Source organism: Rothia sp. ND6WE1A, from assembly GCF_001683935.1.
In the GTDB taxonomy this organism is placed as follows: domain Bacteria; phylum Actinomycetota; class Actinomycetes; order Actinomycetales; family Micrococcaceae; genus Rothia; species Rothia amarae.
In genome coordinates this window covers 124,791-140,166 of record NZ_LXTU01000061.1, presented here as the reverse complement: position 1 = coordinate 140,166, position 15,376 = coordinate 124,791, and the positions used below count along the sequence as shown (strand labels likewise).

The 15,376-nt window shown below is 53.8% G+C and carries 15 protein-coding genes; 6 read left to right on the top strand and 9 right to left on the bottom strand.

Going from position 1 to position 15,376, the window contains the following annotated elements; all coding sequences use genetic code 11:
• Window positions 1-26 precede the first annotated feature (26 nt).
• The 7 genes from A7E48_RS08905 to A7E48_RS08875 all read right to left on the bottom strand — a co-directional run bounded on the left by A7E48_RS08905 (window position 27) and on the right by A7E48_RS08875 (window position 7,980).
• The gene (locus tag A7E48_RS08905) at window positions 27-833 is read right to left on the bottom strand and encodes an ABC transporter permease (protein WP_083147327.1); all 807 of its coding nucleotides are present in this window, start codon (window positions 831-833) and stop codon (window positions 27-29) included.
• Window positions 830-2,041 carry an ABC transporter substrate-binding protein gene (locus A7E48_RS08900; RefSeq protein WP_141669431.1) on the bottom strand — a complete coding sequence of 404 codons (1,212 nt, stop codon included), beginning with the start codon at window positions 2,039-2,041 and terminating at the stop codon, window positions 830-832. The genes A7E48_RS08905 and A7E48_RS08900 overlap by 4 nt, the downstream gene beginning before the upstream one ends.
• An 8-nt stretch (window positions 2,042-2,049) precedes the next feature.
• Window positions 2,050-2,835 carry an ABC transporter ATP-binding protein gene (locus A7E48_RS08895; protein WP_068172401.1) on the bottom strand — a complete coding sequence of 262 codons (786 nt, stop codon included), beginning with the start codon at window positions 2,833-2,835 and terminating at the stop codon, window positions 2,050-2,052.
• 18 nt (window positions 2,836-2,853) lie between these two features.
• A complete protein-coding gene (locus A7E48_RS08890) occupies window positions 2,854-3,909 on the bottom strand; it encodes an acyl-CoA/acyl-ACP dehydrogenase (RefSeq protein ID WP_068172397.1) in 1,056 nt (351 codons plus the stop codon).
• Between the two features lie 120 nt (window positions 3,910-4,029).
• Window positions 4,030-4,563, bottom strand: a complete 534-nt coding sequence (locus tag A7E48_RS08885; protein ID WP_068172396.1) for a DUF4242 domain-containing protein — start codon at window positions 4,561-4,563, stop codon at window positions 4,030-4,032.
• A 349-nt stretch (window positions 4,564-4,912) separates the two neighbouring features.
• Entirely contained in the window at window positions 4,913-6,298 is a 1,386-nt protein-coding gene (locus A7E48_RS08880; protein WP_068172391.1) for an aldehyde dehydrogenase family protein, read from the bottom strand.
• 185 nt (window positions 6,299-6,483) lie between these two features.
• The gene (locus A7E48_RS08875; protein ID WP_083147326.1) at window positions 6,484-7,980 is read right to left on the bottom strand and encodes a peptide MFS transporter; all 1,497 of its coding nucleotides are present in this window, start codon (window positions 7,978-7,980) and stop codon (window positions 6,484-6,486) included.
• Window positions 7,981-8,282: 302 nt separating this feature from the next.
• Between A7E48_RS08875 and A7E48_RS08870 the strand changes: the two genes are divergently transcribed.
• The 3 genes from A7E48_RS08870 to A7E48_RS08860 all read left to right on the top strand — a co-directional run bounded on the left by A7E48_RS08870 (window position 8,283) and on the right by A7E48_RS08860 (window position 10,710).
• Window positions 8,283-8,831, top strand: a complete 549-nt coding sequence (locus A7E48_RS08870; protein WP_068172389.1) for a DUF4190 domain-containing protein — start codon at window positions 8,283-8,285, stop codon at window positions 8,829-8,831.
• 124 nt (window positions 8,832-8,955) lie between these two features.
• Complete coding sequence (locus tag A7E48_RS08865) at window positions 8,956-9,285, top strand: rhodanese-like domain-containing protein (RefSeq protein WP_068172386.1); 330 nt, start codon at window positions 8,956-8,958, stop codon at window positions 9,283-9,285.
• Between the two features lie 27 nt (window positions 9,286-9,312).
• Window positions 9,313-10,710: an anthranilate synthase component I family protein gene (locus tag A7E48_RS08860; RefSeq protein WP_083147325.1), complete on the top strand. Its 1,398-nt coding sequence runs from the start codon at window positions 9,313-9,315 to the stop codon at window positions 10,708-10,710.
• Here the strand turns inward: A7E48_RS08860 and A7E48_RS08855 are convergent.
• Window positions 10,700-11,110: a hypothetical protein gene (locus A7E48_RS08855; RefSeq protein WP_068172381.1), complete on the bottom strand. Its 411-nt coding sequence runs from the start codon at window positions 11,108-11,110 to the stop codon at window positions 10,700-10,702. The two genes, A7E48_RS08860 and A7E48_RS08855, sit on opposite strands and share 11 nt — an antisense overlap.
• Window positions 11,111-11,230: 120 nt before the next feature.
• Between A7E48_RS08855 and pyrE the strand changes: the two genes are divergently transcribed.
• Window positions 11,231-11,815 (top strand): orotate phosphoribosyltransferase, encoded by a 585-nt coding sequence (pyrE, locus tag A7E48_RS08850; RefSeq protein WP_068172377.1) that lies wholly within the window; start codon window positions 11,231-11,233, stop codon window positions 11,813-11,815.
• Window positions 11,816-11,885: 70 nt separating this feature from the next.
• Window positions 11,886-12,620, top strand: coding sequence for a TrmH family RNA methyltransferase (locus A7E48_RS08845; RefSeq protein WP_068172374.1), 735 nt, complete (start codon window positions 11,886-11,888; stop codon window positions 12,618-12,620).
• Here A7E48_RS08845 and A7E48_RS08840 read toward each other — a convergent pair.
• Window positions 12,613-13,767, bottom strand: a complete 1,155-nt coding sequence (locus A7E48_RS08840) for an NAD(P)/FAD-dependent oxidoreductase (RefSeq protein WP_068172372.1) — start codon at window positions 13,765-13,767, stop codon at window positions 12,613-12,615. The two genes, A7E48_RS08845 and A7E48_RS08840, sit on opposite strands and share 8 nt — an antisense overlap.
• Window positions 13,768-13,907: 140 nt before the next feature.
• On the opposite strand from A7E48_RS08840, the gene A7E48_RS08835 reads away from it, so the two are divergent.
• A complete protein-coding gene (locus A7E48_RS08835; RefSeq protein ID WP_068172369.1) occupies window positions 13,908-15,347 on the top strand; it encodes an MFS transporter in 1,440 nt (479 codons plus the stop codon).
• Window positions 15,348-15,376: the final 29 nt, after the last annotated feature.

The window sequence follows — 15,376 nt, the reverse complement described above, 5'->3', positions numbered from 1 at the left end:
CACAGACTTTGTATCAAATCTCTTTACTACCGCAGCACTTTTTGCGCGGCCCAATCTAGCACCATACCGAGCGCACCGATTACCAGGATGACGGCGAGCATCTCGTCATAGGCTAAGCGGTCGCGTGCGTTGAGAATTTCATAGCCTAGCCCTGAAGAAACACCGAGCATCTCTGCGGGAACAATAATGACCCAGGCAATTCCCAACGCCAACCGAATCCCCGCGAGCACGTAAGGCTTAATACTGGGAACGACGACGGTGCGGAGCACCTCTGACGGGGTTGCCCCGAGAGTTTGGGCTACTTGGAGATGTTGCTGGTCGAGTGCACGCACGCCAGAAACCGTGTTCAGCGTGATAGGCCAGATTGCAGCCATTGCCACGAGAAAAATAACCGGTGATGAACCTACGCCAAAGAGTGCCACTGCAATGGGCGCCCAGGAGAGGGGTGACACCATGCGCAGAAACTGGACCAGCGGGGCTGAAAACTGGTTAGCGGCTTGAGAAAAACCGATGAGTAACCCCAGCGGAATGCCGACTAGTACGGCGATTGCAAGCCCGGCAAGTAGTCGCCAGAGGCTTACCCCAATATCAGAGAGCAGCACCCCGCGCCCTATCAACGCCGCAAAAGCTGAGGGAATATTTTCTGGAGCGAAAGCGGTGAGCATGGTGTTTCCCCGAGCTGAATGGGTAAAAACCCACCAAAGAGCTACCGCAAAAATAATTCCTGCGGCGCCCCACACCCACCCTGGAACGGTAGAGGTTCGCCGATTTTTTACCTGATGCGGGGTAGCTGAAACCGCTTCTTCTGGCTGCTCAGAGGTGAGTAGGCTCATGGGGTAACTCCTGAAGTTGTTTCGCCGTCGATCTGTTCTTGCCGGGTAGGTCCTGATTGCCCAAAAACTCCGAATCCGCCCACCGATGCAATCGCATGGGTCACTAATTCTTCATTCACTAGATCCCGGTGCACGCTGACAGGGTCGAGTTTGTTCAAGAAGTCAGTAGGAGCATCCATGAGCGTCTCGCGCATATGAACCACCAACTCTTCGGTGAAACTTGCGTACGGGTAAGGCTGGAACTGCAAGAGCTGCCCGCCCCAGGACGGATTCTTGACGGCGTCGCGGTGCTCTGAAAGATGATCGGTCATGGCACGTTCGATAGCCTTAGGTTTTTGCGGCAAAAAGTTATCTGAGAGAATCTTTGCCGCTTCTTTTCGATGCTCGCGGGCAAAAATCTGTGCTTCGACGAGAGCGTTAGTAAAGTTTTGGGCAATCTCGCCTTGTTGTTCGATAAGCGAGCCACGCATGAGTGTAACGCAGCAGGCGTGGTCGCGCCAGACGTCGCCCATGAAGCGGTGAATCCTACCTACCTTCGATGCCACTGCCGCTGCGTTGAACGGGTCAGCTACGGTGAATCCGGCGATGGTGCCGTTGGCAAGGGCGGGAATCATGTCAGAGGGAGCCATGACGACGAGGGCCACCTCGCCCCGATCGGCGTCGGCAGTTTTACGGATCACCGGGGTGAGCCCAGCCTCGCGCAGAATCTTCTGCACCAAAATATTATGAATCGAAAACCAGCCGGGAATAGCTACGGTTTTACCCGCCAGTTGAGCGGTCTCCACAATCGAGGGCGCAACCGTGAAAGCGGACCCGTTGACGTGATTCCATGCGACGATTTGAGCGTCAGCACCCACATCGTACTTCAGGTAAACCGCCATGGGCATGAGCAGATGAATGACGTCCACCGTACCCGAAATAAACGCTTCGGTCAGCGACGACCAGGAACGGAACATGACCGGTTTCGCCACCGAGATTCCGTGTTGGGTGTAAAGACCTTGCTTGTGAGCCAGCAGGAGAGGAGCGGAATCGGTAATGGGAAGGTAACCGATTTTGAGCGCTCCACCCACTTCGACACCCGCTGCTTCCTTACCCGACGCTCGTCCTAATGCTGCCGCGCTCGCCAGGGAGCCTCCGGCTGCCACGGTGCCGCCGGTAGCCCACAGCGCTGTGCGTCGAGAGATACGTCTACTCTTCTGGTGGGACACGTCTGTTCCTACAAAGTTGGGGAGTGGGCAGGTTTATCGGGCAGATCTTTCGCTGACTCATCGCGTAGTGAACCACTAAACGTAGCGCGGTCGCTATCCCCATCATTCCGGTAGTATTCGAGGATTTCCTCGTGGGTAACCTGCTCATGGGCGGGGGACCAAAATCGCGTAAAGCCTTGCTGGGCGCGGAAGAAACCGATTCGATCGCCTACCGTGAGCGCTTCGGAAATGTCGTGGGAAACCATCAGTACGGTGAGGTCGAGTTCTTCAATTAGACTGCGTAACCACCCCTGTAGTTCGCTACGGGTAGCGGGGTCGAGAGCGGAGAAAGGCTCATCTAAGAGCAAGAGCGACGGTTGAATCGCCAGAGCCCGACCAATCGAAACCCGTTGTGCCTGACCCCCTGAAATTTCATTGACCTTGCGATCTTCTAACCCCTGCAGACCCAACCGTTCGATCAGCCGATTAACGGTGGGAGCATCGACTCGTCCCGCGTTCTTCTTGTACTGAGTACCGAGCGCAATATTCTCTCGTACGGTGAGCCAGGGGAACAGCGCAGCCTGTTGAAAGACGACCGCATGGCGAGTTCCAGGCGCTACGTGCACGCTTCCTGAATCTAGTTCTTCAAGCCCTGCGACAGCACGTAAAAGGGTGGATTTTCCAGACCCTGTGTGTCCGAGGATGACGAATGCTTCACCGGGATTGAGGTCTAGCGAGACGTCGTGGAGAGTTGGCTCACTGGCACCGGGGTACGTTTTGAAGGCGTTAGCGATGGTGAGTGCGGGAGTGTTCATGAGTTGCTGCTGTGGCTGTTACTGGGCATGGCTGAGTTCATATCGGAGATGGCCCTCAGTAGGCGACTGCACCGGCAAGAACTGTGATTCGCGCAGTCTGCGTGCTGAGGGACTGTTGGTTTTGTAGGCTTTGCCGCCGACGGTCGCCAGTTCGATACGGGTGGCGGCGGTGGCAAGATGCGCGGCGTCAAGTCGAAGCTGCAACACGCGGCGTCGTTCAACCTGCTGGGGATGTTCAGCGAGCTCGGTGATTTCGGTGCGTAGACGTTCGTATTCGGCGCGGATGGTGGCGAATTCATCACGGAATATACCCTGGGCGACGTCGAGGTGATCAGCTGCAGAGTTCAGTGCGGCAGCGCCGAGCCCGAGGCAGAAAGAGGATTGCACCAACAGGAAAGGGGCGAGAATCTTCTGGAGAAAACCGGGGACGTCGCGGGTCATGATGTCGGCTTCAGGCACGAAGAGGTTTTCGATCTTGATAAAACCGGATTCGGTGGCATCCAGAGCTAGAAGACCTTTTTGGTATTTCACGTTGAAGCCGTCGGCGTCTACACGGGTCTGCACAATGTATTTGGTGGGTTCGCCTGCTGCGGCGTCGTCCACTATGACCGGGAGAACCACCACGCCGCCGGGGTAGAGGTTGGATGCCCAAGAGATAACTCCGTTGAGTTGCAAGCCGCCCTCTACGTGGGTGGCGTGTACCTGAATTTCACCGACTCCCGAGGAGTCCTTGAACGCCGCCGCCATGGCGGTAGTGCCGGTGGTTTCTCCGGTTGCTAGACCGTCCGGTAGCGGCAAATCAAGTGCATCAAAGAACGCGATGGTTGAGCGGTGCGCCCAGAGCGAGAAAGCTGTAGATGCGCATTCTGTGGCAAGATCAAATCCCACTGCGACCTGGGGCAGTAGTGAGCCATCCCTGCCCAGGGTCAACAATCCCTGGGAACCGAGTGTCCGCAATGTATCAAAAGGTGAATACTTATCGTGATCGACGTCTTCGGCGTGCTCTCGCGCCAGATCGAGTACCTGCTGGCGCTGGGGGTAATCAAAGAGAGGTTCAAGAGTGAAATCAGACATGGCGTGCTCTTTCTAGCGGCAAAACTTCTTGAAAAGCGGGGTGTAAATGCGAAAAAAGGGTGTAAAAACGCCGCCGCGCAGACTTATCACAAGCGGCGGCGGCGTTGCTAAAAGAAACCCTTATGCTTCGTTCAGCTTGAAGATGCGGTCAATAGGGGTGTTGACTGCTTCGCGTGCGCGGCGCAGAGCATCTTCATCAGGGGCGTCATAGAAGCAGAGGCACTTTGCGGTATCTTCGCGGACGTAGGTGCGCAAGAAAGAAACCTCGGGAACTTTTGCGTAGTTAGGGGAGTTTGCCTTCTTACGAGCGAGGTACTGATCCATGGTAATTTCCGCGGGAATGTCCCACTCAATCAGGTATTCGGCGTTGGACTTGAGCTTCTTGATATCGTCCAAATCTGCGCCGACGAGGCGAACTTCGTCCGGTCCTGCCAAGGAGGCCTTGCCATCGAAAGCAGTCTTGAAAGCATTGGCAAATACGCCGGGGTTGTTTGATTCTACGATCACGTAGATGGTCTTGAAATCAGAGGTTACCTGGGTTTCAATGAGCTCAGCTTCGGTCTGCTGCAGAGCCTGATCAGCATCTTCAATGAGCGCGGTTGCGTTCTCTTTGGAGGCGTCTTGCGGGGTGAGTTCTACGAGGTAAAGAGCCATGGTTGTTTCCTTTCTTGGACGTCGAATTCTGTAATGATCAACGTGTTTCACTGGAGAATGTACGCCACCTGCAAGGGCAGATGCTAGAGGTTCTTTATAAGAAGTAACTTGGTGCAAAGAAAGTTAACATGGGCTTGACGAGGTAGCTCTTTTCCGTTTCCCCAGTTTGTAACAGACTTTTGGGGCTGTACCAGGAAAGTCATGGTACAGCGCGGAAAGTATCGTACGAACTCGAGGCGGGGAGCCTCGCGGGGACTTTGGGCCAGAAACATGAAAGCGGACCGCATTCTATGCGGTCCGCTTTCACATTTCTGATACAAACTGGGTTAAGTCCAGCTCCCACAACCGATTAGCGGTCGATAGCTCCACCGCGAATGAGCTTCTCGTTGGAGAACTCGTAGAAGCCCCACTGGGTGAGTTCGCGCCCGTAACCGGACTTATTTACGCCACCGAAAGGTAGATCTGCCTGGGTGGTTACGTGCTCGTTGACCAAGGCCATACCCGTTACTAACTGATCCGCAACCTCAAAGCCGTGTTCGACATCGTCGGTCCAGACCGATGCCTGCAGGCCGTACTCGGAGTTGTTGGCGAACTTGATAGCTTCTTCTTCGTTCTTAACCTTGTAAATAACCAGGGCGGGTCCAAAGAGCTCGTTGCAGGAGAGGTCCGCGTCGAAATCAACACCTGTCAGTACCGCCGGGCTCATGAACCAGCCGGGGCGGTCAAGCTTTTCGCCACCGAAGTGCAGGGTTGCGCCGTCTTTCACTGCCTGGGCAATGCGCTCTACAGCTTCATCACGAGCGCCCTCCGAGGAGAGGGGACCCATCTGGGTAGATTCGTCTGAAGCGTCGCCTACTTTCACGCTCTGAGCGGTCTCAACCGCAGCTTGAACGAACTCATCATAGATGCTCTCCAACACGATAACGCGCTTGGGTGAGGTGCAGACCTGACCAGCATTCGCAAAACGCAGGAAGGTGAGTTTCTGCGCTACCTTGGCGACGTCCTTGACTGAATCCAAAACGATAGCGGGGTCGTTGCCGCCCAGCTCCATCACAGACTTCTTGACGTTCTTAGCAGCTGCCATTGCCACAGCGGTACCTGCACGCTCAGAACCGGTAACAGATGCTCCCTTGACGCGGAAGTCTTCTAGCACGGTCTCTACGTCTTCAGCGTTGAGGTAGAGGTTCTGGTAAGCGCCGTCAGTCAAACCTGCTTCGGAGAGAACTTCTTCGAATTTTGCGGAAGAAACGGGGCAGATAGATGCCTGCTTCATCAAAATAGTGTTACCCAGCAGAAGGTTTGGTGCGGAGAAGCGGGCAAGCTGGTAGTAGGGGAAGTTCCAGGGCATGACGCCGATGAGCACGCCCATCGACTCGTGGCGAACCAGGTTGGTGGGAGCACCCTTGGCATCAAGCTTTTCGTCTTCGAGAAGTTCTTCAGCATGGTCTGCATACCACTCAAAGATGTTAGCAACGAGCTCAATTTCACCCTTGGCATCGTTGACTGGCTTACCCATTTCTTTGCCGATAATTTCAGCAAGTTCTGCGCTACGATCGCGGAAGATTCCGGCGGCTTTGGTGAGAACTGCGGCGCGCTCGGTTGCAGGTTTCTTGTGCCATTCTTGGTATGCCTTATCCGCGGTGTCAATAATTCCGGGGATTTCGGAGGGGTTGATGGAGTCGAATTTCTGCTCGACTTCACCGGTGTTTGCGTTAGTTAGTGCGTAGGTGCCCATGAAGTTATTCTCCTTTTATCTCGGATAGAATCTAAGTCTGCTTCATGTTACTTTCTTAAACCTACCGCGGTATCTTCTTAAAAAACAGGTGTTGAAGAGGCTCTCTCAGTAACTTAAAAGCAAGGGGGTCCCTCGAAACATCGAGGAACCCCCTTGCTTAGATGGGGCAAAAACCGCAAAGATGTTTAGCGAATGCCAGCCATCTTCTGAGTAATCCACTTGTTCATACCCCAAAGCAAAAGACCGACCACAATGGTGCCGATACCCAGCGTGGTGAAGTAAGGAACTTCGGTTTCTACCGAGTAGAACTTAGCCAACCAGCCAGCGAGCACGGTACCTAAAGCAACTGAGGTGAAGTACAGCGCCACCATGTTCACTCTGTGACGTGCGGGAGCCAACTTAGTGGAGAGCGACGTGCCCACTGGAGAGATTGCAAGCTCAGCGATGGTGCATACGAACAAAATCAAAACGATCCAGCCAACGTTCACGCTCATGTTTCCTGCCTGAGTAAGGAAGATGAGGAACGCGATACCTACGCCGATGATGCCCAAGGCAAACTTGACCACAGTGGTGGGCTGGCGCTTGCCGAGGCGGTCCCACATGATGGTGAAGAGGGGCGCGAAAATGATGATGAAAATGGGGTTAATGGAGTTCACTAAGCTGGGCTTGAGCTCCATGCCCAGGATATTCCAGTTCAAGCGGGTATCTGAATACAGTGCCATTACAGTGAACTGCTGCTGGTATAGAGCCCAGAAGACGGCGTTACCAATCCACATGGGGATGAATGAAACCACGCGGGAGTGCTCCACCGAGGTGATTTGCTTGTCCCTCAAAATAACGGTGAACAGCGAAACCGCACCAATAGCGATGAACCCCATAACCCAGCTGGCGAGGTTACTGGGGGTAATGATGCCGGTGAACACCAGAAGAAGAATAACGACAAGAATAGCTACGCCCAGTAGTGAGTACTTCTTCTTTTCTGAAGAAGTAAGTGGTGCGGAGAGCTCATGCGCTGATTCAGGAAGGTTCTTGCGGGTCAGCGCGTACTGGGTCAGGCCAATTGCCATACCGATCGCTGCTAGTAAGAAGCCGGCGTGGAAGCCCCAGAGACCCCACCCAAAAGTAGTGAGCAAGGGGCCTAGGAGGGAGCCGATGTTTACACCCATGTAGAAGATGGTGAAGCCACCGTCGCGGCGGGGATCATCTTTGGCGTAGAGGGTGCCCAAGAGTGCCGAGGCATTCGTCTTTAGACCACCGGATCCGATAGCTACGAGAAGTAGACCTGCGATGACGCCGGCGGCACCGGGCAGCAAAGCAAGCGAGATATGGCCCGCCATAATCAAAATGCAGGAATAGAATAAGGTGCGTTCGGGGCCAAGAACGCGGTCGCCAATGAAGCCGCCCAAGATAGCAAGCAGGTAAACGGTGCCACCGTAGGCACCCATGATGCCTGCTGCGGTGGTCTCGTTGACCAGTCCAGATCCACCCTCAGTTACTGCATAGTAGAGGTAGAAGATCATGATGCCCTGCATGCCGTAGTAGGAGAATCGCTCCCACATTTCTACGGAAAACAGGTTTGCTAACATGCGCGGGTGACCAAAGAAGGTTTTACCGCTGGGGTTTAGCTCGCTGGTGGTGCGAACTGCGGCTTGGGAGCCGGTATCGTGCGGAGATGTCGTCATTTTTTCAACTTAGAACAGGGAACGCGCAGGGGATAAAGCGAGCTCCGGTGCAATGGTTTTTCCGTGTAATTCTAAACCTTAATTGCTTTCGGAATCATCTTTTCTATGCGATGAGATGCATAAATTTACGTTCTGGGTAAATGAGAATCCGGGGGAGAGTAACACTTGGGGGATAGTGAAAGGGGCTATTTTGATGCCCTTTGACCGGTGCAAAAGGTGAGAGAGATGAATACCTCAAAAAATAATACGCCACCTTAATATTTTTCCCACACTCCGGATGCGGATTATGGTTGACTGAAGTTATGACTACTACACCTCATAACTCGAATGAAAATAATATTCCTTCAAATCCGAATAATGCGGGTAGCAGCCGAGCTGTGAATTCCGATTCTGTTCACGATTCCGTTGCTGGAACCCCCAACAACACTCAGCAGTACGGTGAGCACCACAACGGGGCTCAGGCAAATGGCGCGCCCGTCGCACCGCAGTACACGGAGAACAACAACCATTACGTGAACGAACATCAGTATGGTCAGGTTAATGCGGCTAACGAAGCTGGCGTAAGTGCAGCACAGACTTCCAAGGTCGTGGGCATTATTGCTCTTATTCTTTCCATCATTCCTATTTTCTTCCCCGTCACTCAGATTATTGCAATCGTGCTGGGTATCGTAGGAATGTCTAAAGCAAAGAAAGCTCAACGTTTCGGTATCCCTGCTAAGGGCGGCAAAATTATGAGCATCATTGCAATTGTTATTGCGCTGATTTGGATCGTACTCGGTATTATTGGCTTCATTATGCTGGCTAATAACCCTGACTTCCAGGAACAGATGCGCCAGTTCCAGAACCAGTAATAGTTTTTAGCTTGAGAAAATCCGCTTCGGTTTCACCGGGGCGGATTTTTTGTTGTCCGTGTTGCTCCGCGTCGTCGTCCGTGGAAAAGTTAGATTTGATAGACCATCAACCTAAGGAGAAAACATGAACGACGATTTGCGCCAGGTAACTGTGGACGAAATCCCTGCAGATGCCAAGATTTTGGACGTGCGCGAGGACATGGAATGGGAAGCAGGCCATATTGAAGGCGCCCAGCACATTCCCCTCGGCGATGTTCCCGCCCGTTACGGTGAGGTGCCCCTGGATGAAGATGTGTATATCATCTGCCGCTCTGGTGGGCGCTCATTGAAGGCAACCGCCTACCTTCAGGATGCCGGTTTTGACGTGCTGAACGTTATAGGCGGCATGGGTGCATGGCAGGACGCCGAGAAGCCTATGGTCTCTGAAAACGGTGAAGACGCGCGCGTGATGTAGCTGCCGCTTTTCACCTAGACTGTTGAGATGACTCGTTCTCTTAGACTGCGTGCCCTCGATTTCATGGTGAATCCCCAGCTAGCTTTTCCTCTTATTGCTGGCGATTCTAGCTATGCCTTTTGGCTGGATTCTGCTCGCCCTGAATCACCTATGTCTCGCTTTTCTTATGTGGGCGTAGTGCCTAATCCCGCCCAGGTATTGCGGGTAGAAGAGGCGGGCGAGCAGAATCCGTGGGAGTTACTTTCTGAAGCTTTGACATCTGCACCGCAGGTGGATTTTGAAGATGTATCTGTGGAAGTACGCAACCACTTGAAAAGTGAACTGTTAGGCGGATACGTAGGGTATTTCGGTTACGAGTCGCGCCGTGCGCTGGGATTTTCCACACCCTATAGCGCGGAAACTCCCGATGCCCTCTGGATGCCCGCCGTCCGCTATCTCATGCTCGATCACATTGTGCAGCGCGCCTATCTGGTGGGAGATAGCGAGTGGATTGAGACAACGGCGCAAGCTCTAGCGGAAATCGCGGAGCAAAGTTCATCTGAAAATGAGGCGCCTTGGGGCGATACTCAGCCGCAGGCGGGGCTTCACTTTGCTGACCCCGACCGCGCCGAATATTTAACCGCTATTGAAGACTCTCTGCACGAGATTTATGAGGGTAACACCTACGAGGTCTGCATGACCGCAGAGACCCGCGCGTCATTACCTCGTGAAATAAATAGCCCGCGCGGCATATTCGATCTGTACTGCGCGCAACGTCAGCATAATTCGGCGCCCTATGCTGTATTTTTGAAGTGCGAGGACCACTGGGTTCTGAGTTCCTCTCCCGAGAGGTATCTCACGGTATCTGCGAATGGGCGCGCGGAAACTAAACCCATTAAGGGAACCATCGAACGCTTTGCCAATCCGCTGGAAGATTTACGTGCCGCCACCTGGTTACGGGAAGATCCTAAGACACGCGCGGAGAACCTCATGATCGTGGATTTACTCCGCAACGATTTATCGATGGTTAGTGAACCCGGCACGGTTAAAGTACCGGTGCTGATGGGCGTGGAATCTTACTCGACGGTGCACCAGCTTGTTTCCACGATTTCCTCGTTACTGCGCCCGGAAGTTTCTGCGGTTGACGCTGCCGCCGCTTGTTTTCCCGGTGGCTCCATGACCGGCGCGCCTAAGCCCTCCACCATGGAAATTATTGACCGATTAGAGCAACGTGCCCGCGGAATCTATTCGGGGTCGCTGGGATTCTTTTCGGCGTCGGGTGCGGCGAATCTTTCGATTGTCATTCGCACGCTGGTGGTTTTACCCAGCGGCGAGGTATCGCTGAGCGCCGGTGGCGCGATTGTTGCCGATTCTGATCCCGACGCCGAGTACGAAGAAATGCTCGCTAAATTGCGGGCGGCTCTCCCCGACGTCGCTACTTCTTAGCGATGTAGAGGGCGCCCGCAATCATGGGTAGCTGCATGGGTAGACGGCGCAGGCGCTTGGCGTCGGTGTCGAATACTCCGGGTATGTCGATTTTAGCGGTGTACTGGTAGACGTTAGCGGGAAAGACTGCTGCGAAGAGGGCTGCGGCGCCTAGCCCAGTCGCTCGACGTGCGCGCGGGGCAGTCAGCATTCCGAGCCCCAGAGCTAGCTCTGCGACGCCCGAGAGGTAGACGATGTCTTCTGCTTTGCCGGGAACCCATGGGGGGACGATGGAAGCGAAGTTTTCGACGGCGTCCTGCTTGAAGTGAAGGGCACCCATAATCGTGAGCCCCGCACCCATGCCGAGGCGGGTGAGTTTCTGGCCGGTGGATTCGCTGGGATCTTTGGAAAAAATGCTCATGGTTCTAGACTACCGAACCTCGCGGGTCACCAAATCCGTAAAAATGCACCCAAATACCTACACTTTTACTGATTTAGTGACCCGGGCCCGCGAAGCCACCCCGTTCGCTACACTTAAACCATGACTAAGCTTTCTGAAACCCTGCCCATTGACGAAGCACGCGAACGCCTGCGCCAACTCATCATGGAACTTGCCGTCGTCCGCGGCAAAGTAACCCTTTCTTCCGGTAAAGAAGCCGACTACTACGTCGACCTTCGCCGCATCACCCTGCATCATGAGGCATCACGCCTTGTCGGACAGGTTATGCTTGACCTCCTGGATAACGCCGGCATCGAATTCGACGCCGCAGGCGGTCTCACCATGGGTGCAGACCCCGTAGGCAACGCCATCATGCGTTCGGCAGGTGACCAGGACCGCGCTATCGATACTTTCGTGGTGCGTAAAGCTCAGAAGTCTTATGGCATGGGACGCCAGGTTGAGGGCCCCAGTGTTGAAGGGCGCAACGTCGTGGCTGTTGAAGACACCTCCACCACCGGCGGATCAGCTCTTACCGCAGTAGAGGCGCTCAAAAAAGCTGGCGCGAACGTGGTAGCTGTTGCAGTGATTGTTGACCGCGCAACCGGCGCCAAAGAACACATTGAAGAAGTAGCGGGCGTACCCTGCCTTTACGCATACTCAAAGACTGATTTAGAACTCGAAGACTAAGATTTTTACTTCACATGAGAGGGCGGAAAACTGCCCTCTCATGTGCGTTAACGCAGCAGAAAGCTTTTTCATGATTGACCCCGAAAACCCCTCAGAGAACCCCGAAACCTCGAACTCTCCACAGGTTCCCCTCACAGAGACACCTACTCCAGAAACCGACGGCGCCGCCGCCACCCAGTTTGAACAGTCTGAACACAACGTGGGTGTGGGGCCGTGGAAGGGTGAGCTACCCGAAGGCGACCACTGGGATCCCGAGCTGTTAGAGAAAGGCGACCGCCGCAACGTCGTCGACCAGTACCGCTACTGGAAGATGGATGCGATTATCGCCGACCTTGATTCCAAGCGCCACAAATTTCACGTAGCGATTGAGAACTGGCAGCATGACCTCAACATCGGCACCGTAGTGCGAACTGCCAACGCTTTCCTCGCCAAAGAAGTGCACATTATCGGCAAAAAACGCTGGAATCGACGCGGCGCTATGGTCACCGACCGCTACCAGCACGTGCGCCACCATCCCACCGTGGAGGAGTTCGTGCAGTGGGCGCAGGGGGAGGGGCTCACGATTATTGGCATCGATAATTTCCCCGATTCCAAGCAACTGGAAACCTATGATCTGCCAGAGAACTGCGTCTTTGTCTTCGGGCAAGAAGGTCCGGGGCTTTCCGACGAAGTGTATGAAGTCGCCCAAGATACCCTCAGCATTGAACAGTACGGTTCTACCCGCTCGATGAATGCCGCCTCAGCCGCCGCCATCGCCATGCACGCGTGGATTCGCAAGTTCGAGTTCGGTCAGCGAGTTAATTAGCCGCTTTCCGCCCGCTTGCTAATGCTCCTTGGATAGAAGCATGGCGTATGTCGCCAGCGAGGGTAATCTTGTTGCTTTTTGGAACAGGGTTAGAGTCTGCGCCGATGATGGGAAGAGCATGTTCTATATGATGGGTCGTCAGCAGCTTCCAATCATCAGCGTTATCGGCTCCTAGAATCTGGGCAGAACGTGCCGCAATCTGTTGGGGGTCATCGTTACGTAAACCGGTAGCGCTTACCTCCACCAGGTGCTTGCCCAAGGGCGCGTAAGAGGGAGCAATGTTAGATACTACGGCCGTGTGATTGAACAGAGGCTGTCCCGAGAGATCAAGATGAAGGTAACGGGATTCGGTTGGTCTAGTCGAGGTCGCAAACCACCAGGTAGTAAGAGCTCCCGTGGCGGGTTTATTGATGCCAGTTAAGTAAGACGATGCCAGAGGGTCAGCCGCAACAATCACGCGGTTAGCGGTGAGCGTAGATCCGTCAGAGCAAACTACTTCTACACCGGCAGGAGCTTCATTAATTTTTTCGACTGCGGTGTTAAACCGAATTGATTCTTTCACGCCCTCCAGAAGTTGCTTTACTATAGCTTCCATACCCTGAGCGGGCAGGGAAGGCGAACCCAGCACGAAGTACTTCATGAGATCCCTGGCGAATTTCACAGAACAAGACAGCTTCTCGTCCGCTACCACGGCAGCAAGAAAAGTACGAATCGTGCGATTCATCAATGGGCTGAACTGCGATTTGTCTAACGCATCTGCAAGGGTGATTTCGGAGGGAACTCTCAAAAATTCGAGAGCTGCCCGCGCGTCTTGACCTTTGAGCGTGCGCAGTAATCCACCAGCATTGTGTGGGGCGCGAGTGGGGTCTGCGAGAGTAATCTGTTTGCCCTGATGCCACACTGTAGCCCCGCGATCAAAAGCTTGTAGACCCAGGGATTTAAGATTTAGTTGTGAACGTGCCGCTGGGTAGGCAGGATTGAGAAGCTGAAAACCTACATCGCAGGTGAACCCCTCAATTTTCTCAGATGCGATACGCCCACCGGCCCTATTGCTTTTTTCAATAATTACAAAGTCAGTACCTTGGCGTTTGAGCTCTTGTGCCGCGACTAAACCGGAAATTCCTGCACCAATAATGATGGTGTTCATTGGTGACCTTTCTACATGAAGAACGTTATAGAAAGCTTATTATGCAAAGCTGAATCAAGCTATGGACATCGAGAATACTTGTACCTATAAATGCGTTATAAGCTGAGATAGATTAACCACCATAATTCGCTGGAGAATGAATGGCCTTACCTCAACCCGCTATTTCCTCTAAGAAGCTCTTATCAGCTCTTCTTATCCCACTCTTTATGGCGCTTTTGGCTGTATCTGTGGTGAATGTGGCTCTCACTCCTATAGGTAATTCATTGGGAGCTTCTTCGAGCCAAACCCAGTGGGTGGTCTCCGGGTACGCGCTCGCCTTTGGTGTTCCGCTGGTTGCTGCGGGTAGATTTGGCGATGCCACTGGACGGCGTCGCATGTTTATTCTTGGCATCACGACGTTTACCGTGGGTTCGTTGATAAGCGGTTTGGCCCCCAACGTAGAAGTATTGATTGCTGCGCGCGTGCTCCAGGGGCTTGGCTCAGGCTTTCTCAATCCTCAAACCACTGGCATTATTCAGAGTAATTTCTCCGGGCAAGCGAGGGCACGTGCCTACGGGATGTTTGGAACGGTAGTAGCTCTTGCGGTAATAGTGGGGCCTGTGATGGGCGGTTTCCTCATTCAGCTCTTTGGCGAATCTTTGGGCTGGCGCATGATGTTCTTGGTGAACGTGCCTATCGGTTTGTTGGGTATCTATTTGGCGATGAAATGGCTCCCTAACGATCGTCATGCAGCTGATTTGAGTAGCAATCCCCGCCGACGACATATGGATCTTGACCCTGTAGGCATGATTACCCTCGCGGTGGCAACTTTAGCGGTTCTGTTCCCCTTCGTACAGCGTAGCCAAAACCTGCTGATTTGGGCTTTGCTTCCCGCAGGTATTCTTCTTCTGGTCTTCTTCGTGGTGTGGGAAAGTCGCTATAAGAAGGCCGGGCGCCCTCCGATGGTGGACATGGACCTTATCAAAGAACCCGCCTTCCGCAACGGCATTTTGATTGTGACTCTTTATTTCTTGGGTAACACGAGCGTATGGCTGATTGTTCCTGTCTACCTGCAGTCGCATATGCATCAGAGCGCGCTGGTGGCGGCGTCCATCGGTATTCCCTCATCCATCCTCTCGGCTTTTGCCGCACCGTGGGCAGGTAAGCGTGTGCTCGGTGCCGGACGCCGTATGGTGATGGCTGGATTTATCTGCTCGATGCTCTCCATTGCCGGGGCTATGGCAATGATTGGCCCGGTTGAATCTGGGGCAGTTCCCGTGTGGGCGCTTGCGATCCCGTTGCTCTTGCTTGGCGCTGGTGGTGGTCTGGTGATTTCTCCCAACCAAACGTTGACTCTCAAATCGGTACCTACCAATATCAGTGGTGTTGCCGGCGGTATTCTTTCGCTGGGTCAGCGTATGGGTACGGCAATCGGTACCGCTCTCATTCCCAGCATTATGTACGGAATGGTGGCGGCGGGATACCACTGGAATATAGGCTTTGCCGCCGCGTTCGGCGGAATTCTGGTGTTACTAGCGGCTGGTCTGTCGGTTACTTTCCTCGACCGACGTCGTGAGGTCGCTGAAAATCAGCAGGGCTAAAGTTCTTGTTCGCATAAACCCATAATCCC